General features: G+C 69.2%; 16 protein-coding genes. 11 read left to right on the top strand and 5 right to left on the bottom strand.

All coding sequences use genetic code 11. The features are described 5' to 3' along the window. Positions 1-9 precede the first annotated feature (9 nt). Positions 10-609, bottom strand: a complete 600-nt coding sequence (locus tag F3087_RS01315) for a nucleotidyltransferase family protein (protein ID WP_150399906.1) — start codon at positions 607-609, stop codon at positions 10-12. A gap of 150 nt (positions 610-759) precedes the next feature. Here F3087_RS01315 and uraD point away from each other — a divergent pair, with 150 nt between their 5' ends. Genes uraD through F3087_RS01295 form a run of 4 tightly spaced genes read left to right on the top strand, consistent with a single transcriptional unit; the run spans position 760 to position 3,839 of the window. Beyond that, on the top strand, positions 760-1,263 hold the full coding sequence (gene uraD, locus F3087_RS01310) for a 2-oxo-4-hydroxy-4-carboxy-5-ureidoimidazoline decarboxylase (protein ID WP_150399905.1): 504 nt from the start codon (positions 760-762) through the stop codon (positions 1,261-1,263). After that, the gene (uraH, locus tag F3087_RS01305; RefSeq protein ID WP_150399904.1) at positions 1,260-1,577 is read left to right on the top strand and encodes a hydroxyisourate hydrolase; all 318 of its coding nucleotides are present in this window, start codon (positions 1,260-1,262) and stop codon (positions 1,575-1,577) included. Before uraD ends, uraH begins: the two co-directional genes overlap by 4 nt. Positions 1,578-1,584: 7 nt before the next feature. Continuing rightward, positions 1,585-2,490 carry a factor-independent urate hydroxylase gene (gene pucL / locus F3087_RS01300; protein WP_150399903.1) on the top strand — a complete coding sequence of 302 codons (906 nt, stop codon included), beginning with the start codon at positions 1,585-1,587 and terminating at the stop codon, positions 2,488-2,490. After that, positions 2,478-3,839: an 8-oxoguanine deaminase gene (locus F3087_RS01295; RefSeq protein ID WP_150399902.1), complete on the top strand. Its 1,362-nt coding sequence runs from the start codon at positions 2,478-2,480 to the stop codon at positions 3,837-3,839. The genes pucL and F3087_RS01295 overlap by 13 nt, the downstream gene beginning before the upstream one ends. Before the next feature lie 4 nt (positions 3,840-3,843). Here F3087_RS01295 and F3087_RS01290 read toward each other — a convergent pair whose 3' ends face one another. Then, positions 3,844-4,230 carry a hypothetical protein gene (locus tag F3087_RS01290; RefSeq protein ID WP_150399901.1) on the bottom strand — a complete coding sequence of 129 codons (387 nt, stop codon included), beginning with the start codon at positions 4,228-4,230 and terminating at the stop codon, positions 3,844-3,846. Between the two features lie 231 nt (positions 4,231-4,461). On the opposite strand from F3087_RS01290, the gene F3087_RS01285 reads away from it, so the two are divergent. Further along, the gene (locus F3087_RS01285) at positions 4,462-7,347 is read left to right on the top strand and encodes a tetratricopeptide repeat protein (RefSeq protein ID WP_150399900.1); all 2,886 of its coding nucleotides are present in this window, start codon (positions 4,462-4,464) and stop codon (positions 7,345-7,347) included. A gap of 4 nt (positions 7,348-7,351) precedes the next feature. Here the strand turns inward: F3087_RS01285 and F3087_RS01280 are convergent, their stop codons facing one another. Both F3087_RS01280 and F3087_RS45795 read right to left on the bottom strand, forming a co-directional pair. Continuing rightward, on the bottom strand, positions 7,352-8,584 hold the full coding sequence (locus F3087_RS01280; protein ID WP_150399899.1) for a M20 family metallopeptidase: 1,233 nt from the start codon (positions 8,582-8,584) through the stop codon (positions 7,352-7,354). Then, entirely contained in the window at positions 8,577-9,302 is a 726-nt protein-coding gene (locus tag F3087_RS45795) for a 2OG-Fe dioxygenase family protein (RefSeq protein WP_191093728.1), read from the bottom strand. The genes F3087_RS01280 and F3087_RS45795 overlap by 8 nt, the downstream gene beginning before the upstream one ends. Positions 9,303-9,878: 576 nt before the next feature. Here F3087_RS45795 and F3087_RS01270 point away from each other — a divergent pair. The 6 genes from F3087_RS01270 to F3087_RS01245 all read left to right on the top strand — a co-directional run bounded on the left by F3087_RS01270 (position 9,879) and on the right by F3087_RS01245 (position 17,210). Continuing rightward, a complete protein-coding gene (locus F3087_RS01270) occupies positions 9,879-10,736 on the top strand; it encodes an FAD binding domain-containing protein (protein ID WP_150399897.1) in 858 nt (285 codons plus the stop codon). After that, a complete protein-coding gene (locus tag F3087_RS01265) occupies positions 10,733-13,651 on the top strand; it encodes a molybdopterin-dependent oxidoreductase (RefSeq protein WP_150399896.1) in 2,919 nt (972 codons plus the stop codon). The genes F3087_RS01270 and F3087_RS01265 overlap by 4 nt, the downstream gene beginning before the upstream one ends. 114 nt (positions 13,652-13,765) lie before the next feature. After that, positions 13,766-14,956 carry a DUF6986 family protein gene (locus F3087_RS01260; protein WP_150400834.1) on the top strand — a complete coding sequence of 397 codons (1,191 nt, stop codon included), beginning with the start codon at positions 13,766-13,768 and terminating at the stop codon, positions 14,954-14,956. Continuing rightward, positions 14,953-15,921 carry an allantoicase gene (gene alc, locus F3087_RS01255; protein WP_191093727.1) on the top strand — a complete coding sequence of 323 codons (969 nt, stop codon included), beginning with the start codon at positions 14,953-14,955 and terminating at the stop codon, positions 15,919-15,921. The genes F3087_RS01260 and alc overlap by 4 nt, the downstream gene beginning before the upstream one ends. Continuing rightward, entirely contained in the window at positions 15,918-16,838 is a 921-nt protein-coding gene (gene puuE / locus F3087_RS01250) for an allantoinase PuuE (RefSeq protein WP_150399895.1), read from the top strand. The genes alc and puuE overlap by 4 nt, the downstream gene beginning before the upstream one ends. 177 nt (positions 16,839-17,015) lie before the next feature. After that, a complete protein-coding gene (locus F3087_RS01245; protein WP_150399894.1) occupies positions 17,016-17,210 on the top strand; it encodes a hypothetical protein in 195 nt (64 codons plus the stop codon). Positions 17,211-17,262: 52 nt separating this feature from the next. Here F3087_RS01245 and F3087_RS01240 read toward each other — a convergent pair whose 3' ends face one another. Next, positions 17,263-18,396, bottom strand: a complete 1,134-nt coding sequence (locus F3087_RS01240) for a lipase family protein (RefSeq protein WP_150399893.1) — start codon at positions 18,394-18,396, stop codon at positions 17,263-17,265. Positions 18,397-18,891 lie beyond the last annotated feature (495 nt).

Below are 18,891 nucleotides of genomic sequence, written 5' to 3'. Positions count from 1 at the left end.
TCGCTCCGATCACCGTGCGGACGAGGCCGGGTAGTCACGATCGACGCCCGTCGCCAAATCGTCGCACGTGACGCACACCATATCTGTCTTGCGAGACAAATAGGTGCGCGCGCCTGAATCTCCTACGGCCTCCTGACATATCGAGGTCCAGTGCTTGTGCGCGAGCACAACCGGATGCCCGGGTGTGTTGTGGAACACAGCCCGCGCGAGGCCGCTCGACGAGGCGAACGCGGCGGCGGTGACCCGGGCGACGACCTCCGCGCCTACGTCCGGCGTATCCACCGGCATGATCGCGGCGTAGCGCGCCGGGGTGCGCGCGGCGGCGATCAGCCCGGCCCGGACGGACGCGCCGAGCCCGGTGGCCCAGTCCGCGGCCCAGACGTGCTGGACGCCGGCCGGAAGGTCGAGCGGGCGCGGATCGGGTCCGGTGGCGCCGAGGACCACGATCACCGGATCGCAGCCGCCGTCGCGCAGCGCGGCCACCGCGCCGCGCAGCCAGGCGCCGCCCTCGGCCAGTGCCTTCGGCCGCCCATACCGGGTTCCGGCGCCCGCGGCGAGCACGATGCCCGCGCAGACGGGCGGGGCGGCCGGGCGATCGGGTACAGCCATGGCTACGACGGTAGCCCGGAACCGCGGCGCGCGCGTGCCGGAAGAGTGCTGCTCGGGGACCTGCGGGGCCGCATTCATTGCGGCGACACGCCGAGGGTGATCTATCTCTTTCGGGTGGCGGCCGGGCGGGTCGTATTCGATGCTGTTCCGATGACAGACGACGAGGCGGGCCTCGCCGGGTTCGACGCGCTGCCCGACGGCGCCGCCACCGAGGCATTGCTCGCGTGTTGCTCTTCGCCCGAATGGGCGCGGGTGCTGGCCGCGGGGCGGCCGTATCCGAGCGTCGATGCCCTGCTCGATGCCGCGGACGCCGCGCTGGCCGGACTGCCCGAGTCCGAGATCGATCGAGCGCTGGCCGGGCACCCGCGGATCGGCGAGCGGCCGGACACGGCGGCCTCGGCGCGCGAGCAAGCGGGGGTCGCCACGGCCGCGGACGCGGTACGGTCGGCGCTCGCGGACGGGAACCGGGCCTACGAGGCGCGGTTCGGGCACATCTATCTGGTCTGTGCGAGCGGCAGATCGGGCGGTGAGCTGCTCGCGATCCTGGAGGCGCGACTGGGCAACGATGCCGAGACCGAAAGGCGGGTCATGCGAACCGAACTGGCGAAGATCAATCGAATCCGGTTGCGCGCGTTGCTGGCGGCGACCCGATGAGCTCCCTGAGTACGCACGTGCTCGACGCGATGCGCGGCGCGCCCGCGCAGGATGTCGCGGTCACGCTGTATCGCGGTGCCGAGCAGCTGGATTCGGGTACGACCGACGCGGACGGCCGGATCGGCGCGCTGGGCGGCACGCTGCCGGCGGCCATCTATCGCCTGGTGTTCGCGACCGGGCCCTATTTCGCCGGGCAACAGGTCGACACCTTTTACCCCGAGGTCTCGGTGAGCTTCGAAGTCACCGAGGAGCGGCACTACCACGTCCCGTTGTTGCTGTCGCCGTTTGCCTTTTCCACCTATCGAGGGAGCTGAACCGAGCATGGAACTGACCGGGCCGATCGAGTTGTCCGACCACCGATACGGCAAGGCGGAGAACCGGATCGTCCGGATCTGGCGGCAGCACTCCCGCCACGAGATCCGCGACGTGAACGTGTCCACCGTGCTGCGTGGCGATTTCGCCGAGGCCTACACCGCCGGTGATCAGCGCAAGGTGCTGCCGACCGATACGCAGAAGCAGACCGCCTACAGCTACGCGAAACAGCCTGGGCTACAGACGATCGAGGATTACGCGCTGGCGCTGGCGGGGCACTTCGTCGACGATGTCGAGCCGGTGACCGGCGCGCGGATCGAGGTCGACGAGTATGCCTGGCAACGGGTTTCGGTCGACGGCAAGGAACACGACTACACCTGGGTCCGGCAGGGCCCGGAGGTGCGCACCGCGGCGGTCACCGTGGCGGGCAAGGGCACGGACCGGCAGGCCTGGGTGATCGGCGGGGTGAAGGATCTGACCATCCTGAAGTCGACCGGTTCGGAGTTCGCCGACTTCCTGACCGACGAGTTCACCGTGCTCGCGCCGACGCACGACCGGATGCTGGCGACGTCGCTGGTCGTGGAGTGGCGCTTCGCGGGGACCACCGGCATCGCCTGGGACGAGGTGTACGCGGGCATCCGGGCGCGCTTGGTCGAGACGTTCGCGACCCAGCATTCGAAGGCATTGCAGCAGACGCTGTTCGAGATGGGCAAGGCCGCACTCGAGGCGTATCCCGTGCTGGCCGAGATCCGGCTGGCCGCGCCGAATAAGCACCACTTCGATTACGACCTGCAACGCTTCGGCATCGAGAACAACGGCGAGGTTTACCATGCCGCTGATCGTCCCTACGGTCTGATCCACGCGACTGTGCAGCGGGCCGACGCACCAGAGGCAGGACCTGCATGGACCCAGTGACAGTCATCGAGGGTTGCGCCATCGCTACCGTCGACGCGGCCGGCACCGAATACCGCGACGGCTATGTGGTGTTGCGCGGCAACCGGATCGAGGCCGTCGGCGCGGGCGCGGCGCCCGCGCCGGACGAGGAGGCGCTGCGCATCGATGGCCGCGGCTGCCTGCTGACGCCCGGTCTGGTGAACACGCACCACCATCTCTATCAGTGGATCACCCGCGGCCTCGCCGCGGACAACACGCTGTTCGAGTGGCTCACCACGCTCTATCCGATCTGGGCGGGCATCGATGAGGAAGCGGTGCGGATCGCGGCGACCGGTGGGCTCGCGTCGCTGGCCCGGACCGGTTGTACCACCACGACGGATCATCACTACGTGTTCCCGCGCGCGGGCGGGGATCTGCTCGGCGCCGAGATCGACGCGGCGGCCGAGGTGGGCCTGCGCTTCCATCCGTGCCGAGGCTCGATGGATCTGGGCGCGAGCTCCGGTGGCCTGCCGCCCGATCACGTGGTGCAGACGCTGGACGCCATCCTGGCCGACAGCACGGTGGCTATTGCCCGCCACCATGATTCGTCGTTCGACTCGATGCTGCGCATCGCGCTCGCCCCGTGCTCGCCGTTCTCGGTGACGCCCGACCTGCTGCGCGAATCGGCGGTGCTGGCGCGCGAGGCCGGGGTGCGGTTGCACACCCACGTCGCGGAGACGATCGACGAACAGGACTATTGCGCCGAAACATTCGGCTGTACGCCCGCGCAGTACATGGAGCAGCTCGGCTGGGTGGGCGCTGATGTCTGGTGGGCGCACGCGATCCACCTGGACGACTCGGCGATCGAGACGATGGCGAAAACCGGCACCGGAGTGGCGCATTGCCCCACCTCGAACGCGCGCATCGGCGCGGGCATCGCCCGCACCGCCGATCTGGTGCGGGCCGGGGTGCCGGTCGGTCTCGGGGTGGACGGCGCGGCGAGCAACGAGTCCAGCTCGATGATCGAGGAGCCGCGCAACGCGCTGTTCTTCGCCCGCAACAAGGGCGGCCCGCGCGCGATGACCGTGCGAACGTCGTTGGCGCTGGCCACGATCGGCGGTGCCCGGGTGCTCGGCCGGGATGCCGAGATCGGCTCGATCGAACGGGGCAAGCTGGCCGATCTGGCGCTGTGGCGGCTGGACACCCCGGCGCACGCGGGCATCGACGATCCGGTGACCGCGCTCGTGCTCGGCTCGGCGCCACCCCTCGCGGCGCTGATCGTGAACGGTCGCGAGGTCGTCCGCGACGGCAGGCTGCGCACCGTCGAGGAGGAGACCGTCGGACGCCAAGTGGCCAGGGCGCAAGCCGCTTTGGTGGCCAAAGCGGGTTAGGGCCCTACGCGGCGAAGCACCGCATGCCGTGCATCAGCGCCGCCGCCGATCGCGCCCGGTCATCGGCCGGGCACCAGTCCGCGTCCGGCTCCGGAGATTCGGCGGGTGCCCGTAACGCGAGCAGGCTCATGATGTCGTGCAGGGTGCTGCCGAGTTCGGCCGCATGCAGTTGCGCGACTTCATGATTCAATCCGGCCGGGTACAGGCCGCCGAGCACGATCATCTCCGCCAGCACCATGCCGGCCATCGCCTGGTTCTTGCTGAGCCGCCGGTTGGTCGGCAGGTAGGACAAGATCCAGCTGCCCCGGTCCTGCTCGGGCAGATCGACCCGGAACGCTGCCTCGTGCGCGACATCGCTGGTGATGAGCCAGTCAGTGGCTTTGATCGTCATCGCGGGACCCCCTTTCGTCCGCCTTCGTCACATTGTCCAGGTGACGTCCTTCAGGGTGCCAGTTCTTTTCGGCGCGCCGCGATCCCAGCGGGCGCGGCGTTTTATCGGGTAGGCCCAATTACTTGACCTGGGAAAACGGCACTGCTACCAAGGAATTAATCACAATCAGCGTCTCGATTCTCCGGTTCCGGCGCACCCTGCCGGACCCATCGCGCGCGGGAGGGTGGCGGGATGGATCGATCCGGCCGAACCGAACGATGGCGTCCCGGCGGTAATTTGACCGCCGAGCAGCGGCGGCGGCTGCGGGATCGGCTGGCCGATCTCGGTCTGACCGAGGTGCAACTGCTCGAACCGCTGGCGGCGGAGCTGCGCCAGCGCGGCTATCGGCCGCGGGCGGCCTGGCGCTATGCCAACGGACTGACCCAGGCCGCGGTCGCCGAGCGCTACAACGAGGTGACCGACAGCGCCCGGGCGGCGATGAAGGCCAGCCGGATCTCCGAATACGAGGCGTGGCCGTTCGCCAGGGACGGCGCGGATCCGGACGACGAACAGCACCGGCCCAGCGGCGCCCGCCCGACCATCCGGGTGCTGAAAAACCTTGCCGCCATTTACGGTACGGCCTGGGACCAGTTGGTCGACGTCGCGGATCTGGCGTACATGCCGCATACCGAACGGATGGAATATCACGAGGCGGTGGCCAGGCGATCCATCGGCCGTCAGCCGGTGCGGGCCGGCCGTGACCTGCCTGCGGAGGTGCCGCATTTCACCGGCCGGGAAGGGCCGAAAGCGCAACTGCGCGAACGAGTTACCGCGCACCTGAGCAGCGGGGCGGTGGCCGCGCACGTCATCGTCGGGCTCACCGGGATCGGCAAGACCGCGCTGGCCAGATACGCGGTCGCGGTATTCGGCAAGCACTATCCCGACGGCACCCTCTGGATCGACCTGCACGGCTACACCCTCGGCCGCGAGCCCCGCGAACCGGTCGACGTGCTCGAACAGCTGCTGCTCCAGATCGGCGTGCCGCGCGAGACCATCGAAACGGACCTGGCCGGGCGGGCCAACCGCTGGCGCACGGCGACCCGCCAGCGCCGGATGCTGATCGTGTTCGACAACGCGCTCGACAGCGCGCAGGTGAAACATCTACTGCCCCAGGCGCCCGGCTGCTTCGTGCTGATCACCAGCCGCAGCAAGCTCACCGGGCTGGCCGAGGCCGTTCCGCTGCGCCTGGATGTGATGGAGTGGGCCGAGGCCGAGGAACTGCTGGTCAAACTCGGCAACCTGCGCGCAGGGTACGACCGGGACGCGGTGCGCCAGATCCTGCACACCGCAGGACGATTGCCCCTGGCGATCCGGCTGATCGGCGGGCAGATCGCGCATCACGGCGAGGCCATGCTGGCCGACAGCGCGGCCGATATCGCGCAGCTGACCGAACGGATCAAGCGCGCGCCGGCGGACCGCACGGACGGCTCCGCGGCCGAGCATCTGCTGGATCGGTTCACGGCCGAGGACGAATCGCTGCGGGCGGCGTTCGAGCTGTCCTACCAGCGGCTGCCGGATGCCGGGCAGCAGCGCGCCGTCCGGCTGCTCGGCTGGTTTCCCGGCCCGGAGATCACCGCCGAGGCGATGTCGACCATGGCCGCGGTGCCGCTGCGGGACGGGAAGATGTTGGTGCGCAGGCTGTTCGAGGCGGGATTCCTCGATCCGTCGCCCGGTGGCCCCGGCGGGCCGCGTTATCGGATGCACGACCTCACCCGGCTGTGTGCGCGCCTGCATGCGGAGCGGGAGGACTCGACGGTGGAGTACGCCGCCGTCATCGATCGCCTGGTCGGTGACAGCCTCGAGGTGGCCCGCCGGGCCAACACCAACCAGGTCTTCGATCCGGCGGGCAGCGAACACCTTTCGAATCCGTCGGCGGACGCGGCCCGCGCGCGGGCCTGGCTCACCAGGGAGCGCGAAATGCTCGTCGGCTGCCTGCGCGACGCCGAACCGAGTGCGGCGGCAGCGGAATTGGCTACCCGGCTGGCCTCGCATCTGTCCGGCGTCGGTCACTGGTCGCTCGCATTGCGGCTCTACGCAAGGGCATTGGATATCGCGACCAAGGTCGGCGACCGGCGCGCGCAGGCCTGGGTGCTGGTTGGCAAGGGCCGAGTCGATCGGCTGATCGGTCAGCATGAGCAGGCGTGCACCGGCTTTCGGCAGGCGCGCAAGATCGCCGTCGAGCTCGGCGACCGGCAATGCCAGGCGGCCGTGCTCTGCGAGCTGGGGCAGACGGCACGGGTCACCGGCGACCATGCGGCGGCGCGGGGCTATTTCAGCGAAGCCCTCGGCATCGCGCGGGACATCGACGATCAGCCGACCGAATGCGATGCGCTGGACGGGCTCGCGCATGTCGAGCGCGCCTCGTCCGAATACCGTGCGGCCTGGAACTGTTCGGCGCAGGCGCTGGCCATCGCGGAGGCCATCGACGATCCGGTGCGGGTGGCCAGCGCGCAGTGGGGATTCGCAGAGGTGATCCGGCGGCTCGGCGATCCGGAGGGCGCCGAGCGCAGGTACGCCGAGGCGCTGGAGATCGCCAGGGGGCTGAATCATCAGAAGCTGGAGGGCGATGCGCTGCGCGGGCTCGGGCACATCGAACGGCTGGTCGGCGATCACGAGACCGCGCGCCGCTACTTCGACGACGCGCTGGAGATCGCCCGCCGCATCCGCGATCGCTACGGCGAGGGCTGGACCCTGTGGGGGCTGGGCAATCTCGCGCGCAAGGCGGGGGATCACGCCGAAGCGCTCGGCCTGTTCCAGCTGGCGTACAAGATCGCGGTGGAGATCAACGATCCGCTCGGGCAGGTCGATGCGCTGCGCGGGCTGGGGCACATCGACCGGCAGTTCGGCCGATTCGATGCCGCGCGTAAGTATTACGTCGAGTCGATGGACGTCGCGCATCGGATCTGTGACCCGCTCGGGCAGGCGGACGCGCTGCGCAGCCTGGCCGGCCTCGAGACGGCGACGGGTTCCGGAGCGCAGGCCGATGCGCTGCTGACGCAGGCGCTCGCGCTGTACGACGGCATCGGGTTACAGCTCGCGGCCCAGGTGCGAGCGGAACTACGCAGCAGGGGCCGGTGAGTGGTCACCCGCAGCGGCGTGCCGCCAACAGGGCGAGAGTGTCTGTGCAGGCACGCATTTCGCTGATCAGGACGTGGTGTTCGGTGTCTGGGGTATCGCCGCGCGGCCCGAACAGGCAGCATTCGATGCCTGCCCGGCTCAGGTGCGTGGTGTCGTTGCCGCAGTAGGAGTAGGGCAGTGCCAGCCCGGTCTCCTCGACCTGGAAATCCGAGACCTGCGGCAGTAATTCGGCGATATCGCGGACCACCGAGCAGTCGGCCGGCATGTCCATCGGCGGCATATCGGTGCCGCCGACCCGGAACTGCGGATCGACCGGATGCTCCATGGTGATCTGCGCTTGCGGGAAGGTGTCGCGGGCGTGCTCCAGCACGGCGTCGATGGCTTTGCCGACATGGTGCGGCTCGTAGGGCGGCGGATAGCGCAGATCGATCAGCGCGGTGGCCTTGTCCGAGCAGTAGCTCACGCCGGACAGGTCGTGGCCTTCGCCACGTCCCGCGATCAGGCTGGCCACCTGAAGCCTTGGCAGCGGCGGGAATTCGTGGTTGTGCAGGCCGAGGTCGGCGGTGTCGAGCAGATCGAGCACGCGGCGCAGGATCGCGACCGCGTCGACGCCCTCGTGGTGCCTGCTGGTGTGCGCGGTGGTGCCGCGCACGACTACGGCGAACTTGTGCACCCCGGCGGTGCGGGTGATCACCCGGCGGACCGAATACGGTTCGGGGACCACGGCGGCGTCCGCGGTGAGGCCGCTGCGCAGGGCGTGCCGGGTGCCGACCCCGCCCTGTAGCTCGCCGACGACGAACTCGAGCAGTAACGGCCGGTGCAGCGCAATGCCGCTGCGGCGCAACGCGATAGCCGCTCCGAGTATCGCCGCCAGGCCGCTCTTCATGTTGTGCAGACCCGCGCCGTAGAGCCGATCGCCGTCGCGCCGGGCGGCGAACGGCTCGCCCGGGAAGTCCCGGCCGAGCGGATCCATGTCGAGGTGACCGTTCAGCAGCAGTGCGGGGGTGCCGTGTTCGGGGCCGAGGCGTGCGATGGTCTGCAATCGGCCCGGCGCCACCTCCTGGTGGTAGGAATGAATGTCGTTGCGGGCAAGGGTGTTCCGGACATGGAAGGCCAGCGGCGTCTCCTGCCCGGTGAAGGAGGGGACCGCGGTGAGCCCGGCGGCGAGCTGGACGAGTTCGTCGTCGGGCAGCAGCCGGGGCAACTGGTCGACGAAGGTCGTTGTGGAGCTATTCACGCTTTCTGAATCCGATCAGCAGGACATCGCGTAACCCGGCGCCCTCGGCGGGATCGGTCACCGTGATTGTCGTCGTGTAGTGCAGTACCCGCTCGTCGTCGAACACGTAGGAGTCGAGTGGTTGCTCGAGCACGAACTTACCTAGTTCCCGCTCCGGTTCGTAACGGTCGTAGAGGGCGGAGATGCCGCCGGTGATGTTGGTCCGCTGGATCAGGTGCGCGGAGCCGGCGATGAGGCCGTCGCGGTGCTTGCCCTCGGGGGCTGGGTGGCCCGGTGCGATCAGCCGCATGTAGTGGGCGTCGACCAGGCAGTGCGGGGTGGTGTCCGCGGACAGCACGCCGTTGGCCGCGAGCAGCCGGGCCACCGCGGCGGCGATCTGCCGGGTCGGCTCGGTCGCCGGGTGGTCGGGCGCGATCAGCTTGAAGGCGCGTTCGATACCGCCGGCCACCGGATTGACCTGCTCGGACTGCACGTAGGGCGGCGGGTCGCCGATCGCGGTGAGCGCGTTCGCGCCGTCCTCGGCCAAGCAGGCCAACGCGAGGTCGAAGCACTGGTAGGCCCGCCGCCGGTACTGCTCGCCGCCGGGCAGCCAGTGGTCGAGCTCGGTGTAGTCGCGGAACGTGCGGCGTAGGACGTGCAGGTCGCGGTCGGTGAGGGGGAAGTCGGCCGCCGACATCATCCAGGAGGACGGCTCGTCCGCGGAGCGGGGCGCTGGCAACTCGTGGTCGGCCGTCGCCGCCCGCTGGTTGGCGTTTATCGGTGGCCCTTCCGCGTCGGGACATGGGCTGCCGACAGCGGGGCCGTCGGTGGCACACATCAGTAAGGGGACGGCCCGCGTATGCGTGGGAAATGTCACACAGACCGGGCCGCGATGGACATTAATCCGGCAACCGCCCGGTTGTCGAGTGTGGGACGTGCTCGATCTCGCGTGTCGACAGCGCGCCGCGGACCGGGGGCTCGGTGTGTTGCGCCGAGGTGGCGTCCCAGGCGGGTGTTCGCGCCGATTCCGTCGCCTGCGCAGGGGACCAAGATAAATAGACCGGCAGGTATTGAATCGGCATTGGGCCAGTTCAGGGCACATGCGGGATACTGGAACAGTGGTGTCTCTGACTGTCAGGGGCGCACGGAACGGACGTCGAGTGTCGCGGGGCGCGCGGACGATCCGCGGGAGTGGAATAGGCCGGTCGGACGCCGGCCAGGTAACGGCCGCGCAATCTGGGCGGGAGTTGCGCAACATCGCGGCAACTCCCCGCTCCTAGGGTGGCCGGAACACGGCAGTGGAGTGAGGTGAGACGTGGACCTGGACACGATCCGGGAGGTGGTGCCGGCGCGGGAACGAGCGGACCTGAGTGCGATCGGCGGTTCGTGCGCGGTGCTCGCGGGCGGAACCTTCCTTTTCTCCGAGCCGCAGAACCACCTTGACCGGCTGGTCGACATCACCGCGCTGGGCTGGTCCGCGTTCACCGCGGTGCCGGACGGACTGGAGATCGCGGCGACCTGCACGCTGGCCGAATTCGCCGGGTCGATGCCCGGACGTGAACTCGGTGCGCCGGTGTTGCGCGAAGAGTGGCCGGGCACAAAGTTGTTCGCACAGGGTTGCCGGGCATTGCTTGCCTCGCACAAGATCTGGCGGACCGCGACGGTCGGCGGCAACATCTGCTTGTCCCTGCCCGCCGGTGGGGTGCTCGCCGCGCTGACCGCGCTCGACGGGGTCGCGCTGGTGTGGAGTGCGGACGGCGCGGATCGACGAATTCCGTTGCGGGAGTTCGTGCTCGGACCCGGTCGCAATGTTTTGTTGCCCGGCGAGGTGCTGCGGTCGATCACCGTGCCGACGTCGAGTCTGCTGGCGTGCACCAGTTTCCGGAAGATCGCGCTGGCGCCGCTCGGACGGTCTGGATCCGTGGTGCTGGGGCGGCGCGATCCGGACGGTCGATGCGCGGTCACCGTCACCGCCGCCACCGAGCGGCCCGTTGTGCTGGATTTCGGTGCCGCGCCGAGTGATGCGGAGATCGCGGCAATGCTCGGCGGGATCGATCCGTCGCTGTGGTTCGACGATCCGCACGGTACGCCCGACTGGCGTCGTCATGTCACCGGTGTTCTCGCTCGTGAAGTGGCCGCGGAGCTACGGGGCGCGGATCGGGAGCGACTATGAAGTTCGAGGTCGACGGCAGGCCCGTGGAAGCCGACCCGCGCCCAGGGCAATGCTTACGCACGCTGCTGCGCGAGCAAGGCACGCTCTCTGTCAAAAAGGGTTGTGACACAGGGGATTGCGGCGCTTGCTCCGTGCAGGTCGATGGAATGACCGTGCACTCCTGCCTGATTCCCGCCCATCGCGCTGCCGATCGGGCGATCACCACCGCCGCCGGCCTCGGCACCGCCGAGGAGCCGCATCCGGTGCAGCGCCGATTCGTCGAGAACGCGGCCTTCCAATGTGGGTTCTGTACAGCGGGAATGGTCGTGACCGCGGCCGGACTCGGCTGCGGGGGATCCGCGAACGGACCAGCGGCTGCGCCTTGCGGCGATGCCGGTGCAGGCGCGCAGCTATCGGGCGAAGCCACCGCGGCGCCCGATGATGTGGTGAAGCCGGATCGTTCCGACGCCGAGCTGGCCGAGCTGATGAAGGGAAACCTGTGCCGTTGCACCGGGTATCGGTCGATCGCCGAGGCGCTGGCCGGTGGACGAGCTGACGGAGCCGATCGACGCGGCGCGGCATCCGCGGGCAGTGGCGGATCGGGTGATGCGATCGCCGGTCGAGCCGGTAGCGGGGTAGGTGCGCCCGCCGGGCCGCGGATCGTGCGTGGGATGGAGCCGTTCACCTTCGACATTCGGCCGGGTGCAGGTGCAGGTGCGATCGCGGCGGACGCGAGTTCGCCTGGCGAACCGGAGGTTTCGCCGCCCACCGCACCGCTGCACCTCGCGGTGCTGCCGAGTCCGCACGCGCACGCCCGCATCGTGTCCATCGACGCGACCGCTGCCGAGGCCCTGCCCGGAGTGCACGCGGTGCTCACCTATGCGGACGCCCCTGACGTAGCGTTTTCCACCGCACGACACGAATTGCGCGCCGACGACCCGGACGACACCTACGTGCTCGATCGCACGATGCGCTTCGTCGGACAACGAGTCGCGGCAGTGGTCGCGGACAGTTCGGCGGCCGCCCGCGCGGGCTGCCGCGCCTTGCGCGTCGAGTACGACGTGCTGCCCGCCGTGTTCGATCCGGCCGAGGCATTGACGCCGGCGGCACCGAAACTGCATGGCGAGAAACCGGATTCGGCACGGATCGCCGACGCCGGACGCAATCTGATCGCCGAAGTGCACGGCGAGGTCGGCGACGTGACCGCCGGTCTCGCCGTGGCGGCGAAAGTGGTACGCGGCGTGTGGCATTCGCCGCGCGGACAGCACGTGCACCTGGAGACCCACGGCGGCATCGGCTGGCTCGACGCGGACGACCGACTGGTCATCCGGTGCAGCACCCAGGTCCCGTTCCTGGTGCGCGACGAGCTGTGCCAGGTGTTCGGGCTGCGACGCGAACAGGTGCGGGTGTTCGCCACCCGGGTCGGCGGCGGGTTCGGCGCCAAGCAGGAGATGCTGGCCGAGGACCTGATCGCGCTGGCGGTGCTGCGGACCGGGCGTCCGGTGCAGTACGAGTTCACCCGGGCCGACGAATTCGCCTCGGCCACTTGCCGGCACCCGATGCGGGTCGAGGTGACCGCCGGGGCCGACGCGGACGGCGTGCTGACCGCGCTGGCGGTCGACGTGCTCGCCGACGCGGGCGCGTACGGAAACCACAGTGCCGGCGTGATGTTCCACGGTGTCGGGGAATCGGTCGGCGTCTATCGCTGCGCCAACAAGCGGGTGGACGCGCAAGCGGTCTACACCAACAACATTCCGTCGGGCGCGTTCCGCGGCTACGGCCTCGGCCAGGTCATCTTCGGGATCGAATCCGCGCTGGACGATCTGGCCCGCGCGCTCGGCGTCGACCCGTTCGAGTTCCGGCGGCGCAACGTGGTGGTGCCCGGCGACGAGTTCGTCGGCGCCGAGGTGGACGAGAGCGACCTGTCGTTCGGCAGTTACGGCCTGGACCAGTGCATCGACCTGGCCGAACGAGCACTGTTGCGCGGCAACGAGATCCCGAGCCCCGGCTCAGAATGGCGGGTCGGCACCGGCATGGCGGTGGCGATGATCGCGACCATCCCGCCGCGCGGGCACGCCGCGGACGCGACGATCACTCTCCTGCCCGACGGGCGGTACGAACTCCGGGTCGGCACCGCCGAATTCGGCAACGGCACCACCACCGTGCACGCTCAGCTCGCGGCCTCCGCGCTGGAGACCGACGCGGCGCGCATCGTGGTCCGGCAGTCCGACACCGACCTGATCGGCCACGACACGGGCGCGTTCGGTTCCACCGGAATCGTGGTGGCGGGCAAGGCGACCTATGCGGCCGCGCTCGAACTGCGCAGACTGCTGCTGGCCCGGGCGGCGAAGCTGGCCGGACTGCCCGAGCGGGACGGCGTGCTCCAGTCGGACGGAGTTCGTTGCGGCGACCAGGTATTCGGCGTCACCGAGCTACTGGCCGACGGTGATCTGATCGCGCACGGCGAGCACTCGGGCACGCCGCGCTCGGTAAGCTTCAACGTGCACGCCTTCCGGGTCGCCGTGCACCTCGACACCGGCGCGATCCGCATCCTCCAGTCGATCCAGGCCGCCGACGCCGGGACCGTGCTCAATCCGGTGCAGTGCCGCGGGCAGGTGGAGGGCGGCGTCGCGCAGGCCCTCGGGACGGCGCTCTACGAGGACATGCGCAGCGAAGCGGGCGTGATCACCACGCAGTCGCTGCGGCACTATCACATTCCGCAGTTCGCCGACGTCCCGCACACCGAGGTGTACTTCGCCGACACCGCCGACGCGTTCGGCCCGCTCGGCGCCAAGTCGATGAGTGAATCCCCGTACAACCCGGTCGCCCCCGCGCTGGCGAACGCGATACGGGATGCTGTCGGGGTGCGGCCGGATCGGCTGCCGATGACCGCCGACAGGATCTGGCGGGCCATGCAGGAAGGAGACACCAGGTGACCCAGCGTCGTGAGCCTCAGGACCGGAGGAGGCAGCTTGCGTAACCACGGAGGTCCGGCGAACGACGCTCATCGGACGCAGCTGCCGGAGAATGTCCGGGCTGGCATCGACGCCATGCTCGACACCGTCGACGCTCAGTTGCGCGCGAACTACCCGGGGCCGGACGGACGAGCACAGCCGATTCACACCGCGTATGTGCCCGCCGACCGCATTGCCGAGGACACCCCCGAGGTCTGGGGCACCGCCGCGATCGAACTGCTGGACCGGCACGCCGGCCTGCTCGCCGAGCTGGACACCACCGGATCGCTGCCCGACGTGCGCAGGCGACTGGAGCGCGACCCGATCCAGGATCTGCGGATCGACTTCGAGGACGGTTACGGCTTCCGCTCCGACGCGGAGGAGGACGCGGCCGCCAGCGCGGCCGGCGCCGTGCTGGCGACCTGGGCGTACACGCCGTACCGCCCGCAGAGCTATGGCATCCGGACGAAGGGGCTGGCGGTCAGCGAGCGGAACCGCACGCTGCGCACCCTCGAACTGGTGCTGGCCGCGATGGTCGACGTGCCACCGGGTTTCGTCTTCACCGTGCCGAAGATCCGTGCGGCCGAGCAGGTTCCGCCGCTGGTCGCGCTGTGCGAAGGACTGGAGAACGGTTACGGTCTCGCCGCGGGCACACTGCGCTTCGAATTGCAGATCGAGAGCCCGCAGGCGATCATCGCCGCCGACGGCACCGCGCCGATCGCGCGGATGATCGGCCTGGCCGACGGCCGTTGCAGCGCTTTGCATTTCGGCACCTACGACTACACCGCCGCGTGCGGTGTCGCCGCGCCGGATCAGGCCCTCGATCATCCGGCCGCGGATTACGCGAAGGCGGTCATGCAGGTCGCCGCGGCGCAGACCGGCGTGTGGGTGTGCGACGGCTCGACCCAGATCGTGCCCGACACCGATCCGGAAGCGGCGCTGCGCAATCACCATCGCCTGGTCAGCCGGTCGCTGCAACGCGGCTACTACCAGGGCTGGGACATGCACCCCGGTCATCTGATCACCCGCTGGCTGGCGACCTACGACTTCTTCCGGCAGGCGATCGACGTGGCCGTGCCGCGCTTGCAGGCCTACCTCGACCGTCGCTCGGGCGGCGTCATGGACGAACCCGCCACCGCGGAAGCCTTGGCGGCCACCGTTTTACGCGGCGTCGAGTGCGGCGCGCGCACCGCCGAGGACCTCGCCGCCCGCGCGCCCGAATTGTCACCGGCGGTCTTGCGGGCACTGGTCACCCGTTCGCCGATTCCCCAGGAGGTGCGGTCGTGATCGACCGGGAAGAGTTCACCCTGCTGCCCGATCTCGCAGTCCGCCCGCTCGGCGGCTCGGTGATCTGGGCCAACGACGAATTCTTCGCGGAGAAGGAGAATTTGATCAACCCGGGTCCGGCCGAATATCAGCCGTCGACCTTCGGGCACAAGGGCCAGGTCTACGACGGCTGGGAAACCCGCAGGCACCGTGGCCGGCCCGGCGACGACTCGGCCATCGTGCGGCTCGGCGTGCCCGGCGTGATCCGCGGCGTCGTGGTCGATACCGCGTGGTTCAAGGGCAACTACCCGCCCGCGGTGTCCATCGCCGCGCTGGAGATCGACGACTATCCGACGGCGGAAAGCATTGCCGCACGCGATGACTGGGAGGTGCTGGTCGATCGGGCGCCGGTCGAAGGGGACAGCGGCAATCCGTTCGCCGTGGCGAGCGAACGCCGGTGGACCCACGTCAAACTCACCATGCATCCCGACGGCGGCGTGGCCCGGCTGCGGGTGCACGGCGAGGGCAGCCCCGATCCGCGCCTGCTCGGCCTCGGACCGCTCGACCTGGCGGCGCTGGAAAACGGTGCGCTGGTGATCGATTGCTCCAACCGCTTCTACAGCTCGCCGAATCAGCTGCTGTACCCCGGACTGGCCAGGAAGATGGGCGACGGCTGGGAGACCGCCCGCCGCCGCGACGACGGCAACGACTGGGTGCAGATCCGGCTCGCCGGACCCGGCCTGATCCGGCTCGCCGAGATCGACACCTCCTACTTCCTCGGCAACAGCCCCGGCGCGGCCCGGCTCACCGGCCGAACCAACGACGGCACCGAACTCGAATTGCTGCCGCGCACCGAGCTTTTGCCCGATACCAGGCATCAATTCGCGATCGCGCCGATGGCGGCCTCGGTCGAGGAGGTGCGCCTGGACATCTATCCGGACGGCGGTCTGGCCCGGCTGCGCCTCTACGGAGAACTCGGCGGATGAGCGAACCCTACGAGCCCGCCCGCGAATTCATCGGCTACGGCCGCACGCCGCCCGACCCGCAGTGGCCGGGCGGCGCGCGGATCGCCGTGCAGTTCGTGCTGAACTACGAGGAGGGCGGCGAGAACAACGTCCTCGACGGCGACCCGTCCTCGGAGACCTTCCTCTCGGAAATGACGCCGGCCGAGGCCTTTCCGAACCGGCACATGAGCATGGAGTCGCTCTACGAGTACGGCTCCCGGGCCGGGCTGTGGCGCGTGCTGCGCGCCTTCGAACGCCGCGGCCTGCCGCTGACCATCTTCGCCGTCGCGCACGCGATGCAGCGAAACCCGGAGGCGGTGGCGGCTTTTCGTGAACTCGGCCACGAGATCGCCAGCCACGGCCTGCGCTGGAAGTCCTACCAGCTGACCGATCGCGACACCGAGCGCGCGGACATGGCCGAGGCGGTGCGCCTGCTCACCGAGCTCACCGGCGCCGCCCCACTCGGCTGGTACACCGGCCGCGACTCCCCGAATACCCGCGAGTTGGTGGTCGAGCACGGCGGTTTCGTCTACGACTCCGACTCCTACGCCGACGACCTGCCGTACTGGGTCACCGTGCAGGGCCACGACCACCTGGTGGTGCCCTACACCCTGGACACCAACGACATGCGCTTCGCGTCGTCGGCCGGATTCCCCACCGGCGAGCAGTTCTTCGCGCATCTGCGTGACGCCTTCGACGTGCTGTATCGCGAAGGCGCGGAGGGCAGTCCGAAGATGCTGTCGATCGGCCTGCACTGCCGCATCGTCGGCCGCCCGGCCAGAATCGCCGCGCTGGAACGGTTCCTGGACCACGTCCAGTCCCACGATCAGGTCTGGATCACCCGCCGCATCGACATCGCCGAACACTGGCGCCGGGCCCATCCGGTGAAGAGCTGCTGAATCTCCGTCTACTCGATTGAGAGACAACACAATTCGGGTCATGCACTACACGTGCGCGCCGACTATGTTCGGCCGACGGGCATGACGCGGCCGGTTATTCGGGGATCGGCCGCGCCGGGGGCAGCGGAAATCATGTCCGGCGCAACAACCGCCACAAACCATATGAGGAGTTTCCGGATGTCCGTATTACGTGGAATCGTCGTCGGCGCTGTCATCGGCGCGGCAACCCTGATCGGCGCGGGCGCCGCCACCGCTGCGCCGCTTACGCTCGAGCCCGCAGCTCCGGCAGCTGAGCCGGTCGCCAAGGATTGCACCGGGGTGATCCACCCCCTCGCTCAACTGACCTGCACCCTCAGCAGCCTGTCCGGCTAGCGCTATGACGGCGCGGCCGGCCGGCGAGGGCCGGCCGCGCACGCCAGGGCGATCAGCTGAACAAATTACGCACGAACGGCACCGAGTCCGGCAGTGACGCGTTCACCGTGCCGCTGTGGTCCTCGGGGTAGGTGTGCAGCTGCACCGGCTGCCCGTTCGCCTTCAGCACCGCGGCGAACCGCAGCGTCTCCGGCGTGATCACGTCGGTGTCGCGCAGCCCCTGGCCGAGGAACAGCGGCTTGTCGTAGCCGGACTCCGGCAGCCCGAGGTAGCGGCTCAGCAGCCCGTGCAGATCGGGGATCTGGCTGAGCGGCTTGGTGAACAGATTGCCGACGACCACGCCCTGCGCCGCGAGCTCGTCGCCCAGCGGAACCAGGCACTGCTCCCGCGCCGTCGCCAGCCACGCGCGGCCCGCGTCGGTCAGGTAGGAGTCGATGTTCAGTTCGGGATACGTGGTGCGCAGTCCATTGAGGATGTAGAGCACGTAGCCGGTCGTGTGCGGGCTCAGCTTGATCGGCGGCACGCCCGGACCGAGCGGCACCAGGATGTCCTCGATATAGGCCGGTGTGCCGGTGCCGACCGCGCCGCGATAGTCGAGTGCCGAACCACCGAACTCGGTGGCGTAGCGCGCCGTGAAGACCGCGGCCCCCGCGCCCTGTGACTGCCCGACGACCGCCCACTTCTTCGACAACGACGAATACTGCTCGGTGGCCGCCTTGACCGCGTCGACGACGTTGTGCGCCTCCACGACACCGTTCAGGTACGGATGCTCACCCGGTGTGCCGAGCCCGGCGTAATCGGCGGCCACGATCGCATAGCCCTGCTGTAACCAGGTGCCGAGATAGGCCCAGTCCCGCTCGACCGCGCCCGGCCCGGCGATGCTGTACGCGCAGTCGTCGCCCAGGCCGACGGTGCCGTGTGCCCAGGCGATGACCGGCCAGCCGCCCGCGGGCGGCGCGCCCGGCGGGAAATAAACCGCCGCGCTGGCCGTGGTCGGCACGTCGTTGGCGGTGGTCGAGCTGTACAGAATGCGCGACGAATTCACCGAGCCGGGCAGCGTCGCGGCCGGGGCCAGCGGCGCGACCGACACGATCGTGCCGGTGGGCGCGCCCGAGGCGACGGGCAGATTCAGCAGGCCGGCGGTGCAGGCGAGAGTGAACGCGGCGGCGATGACCGATTTCCGCATGGGTGGATCTCCTGTCCGGGGTGCGCGTGGCGCCGGATGCTTCCCCAGCGGAAGCCGGACGCCCGTCCAAGTTCGGATTCGACCCAGTCTGCCCGAACCACTGTCCGCCGCCCACGTGCGGGTGGCGTGGCCCACACAGTCGGCACCCGCCCGTACTTGTGAACGTCCTCACAACCCGGAATGGATGGCGGAGTCGATGGCCGGCACGCGGCGGATGTCTAACAGTACGGGCGTTACGCTAAAACCGCATGTCAGGGCTACTTGCCGGTAGGTTCCATCTTTGCAATTTGCTCGCAAATTTCGCAGAGTTAGCAAACGGGGATCGAAACCTAGCTTAGATTCACATTAGCAACAGGTAGACGGCCATTTCGCATTGTGCAATCGTGTGGAAGTACACCCCATGGGCCTAGCAAGCCTGCAAATTGCCGCTCCAGCAGTTCGAGCTGTTTCACCGCTCGGCCGTGGGGCAATCGACTTAAAACGAGGAAGTGGAGT

This window comes from Nocardia colli, from assembly GCF_008704205.1.
GTDB lineage: Bacteria > Actinomycetota > Actinomycetes > Mycobacteriales > Mycobacteriaceae > Nocardia > Nocardia colli.
Note: the sequence above shows the minus strand (reverse complement) of the source record. Positions and strands in the feature narration are given on the sequence as shown.